This is a genomic window from Providencia sp. JGM181, from assembly GCF_018257375.1.
Lineage (GTDB): Bacteria > Pseudomonadota > Gammaproteobacteria > Enterobacterales > Enterobacteriaceae > Providencia > Providencia lanzhouensis.
In genome coordinates, this window is the sequence record NZ_JAERJY010000306.1 from 1 (window position 1) to 573 (window position 573).

The 573-nt window shown below is 34.0% G+C and carries 1 protein-coding gene; it reads left to right on the forward strand.

All coding sequences use genetic code 11. The annotated features are described in order from the left end of the window. Positions 1-77: 77 nt before the first annotated feature. A partial coding sequence (locus JK188_RS17665) for a DUF1543 domain-containing protein (protein WP_211888709.1) occupies positions 78-573 on the forward strand: 496 nt, incomplete at its 3' end.

Sequence of the window (573 nt, forward strand, 5' to 3'; positions counted from 1 at the left end):
GTGTTAATTATTGCAAATTGAATTGATATGGTTGTATATTATTATACATAACGATAACTAGTCACAGAGAGAGAATAATGAAACTATTTATGTTTTATGTTGGTGGTAATGCCGGAAAATCCAATATTGAGGTGCACGATATTCAGTTTGCGGCAGTCAACACACCAGAAGAAGCTTGGCCATTATTGCGAGATACTTGGTTTGGGGATAAAGATAAAATCCATGTAGATGGGTATGCAGATATCAATTGGGCAGATGGGTTCGACATCAGTTTGAGCAAAGAATCATCAGAAAGTGAATACAAACTCTATTTTATTAATGTAGGTGGATATATTTCATCAACGCTTGCGGAGCTGCATGAGTTTGATCTCTTTGTGGCAAAAAATGCCCAAGAAGCTAAACAAAAAGCAATTAGCCAGCTCTTAGTGAATAGCCAGCAACAGCATAAAGATAATTTAAAAGATGTTGATGATTGTTTATTGCTACAAAAAATTGGTGAATATTATATTCACCTAAATAAAAATGAGAATGGAAATAGATATCAACCATTATGGCAAGGATATTTACCAATAG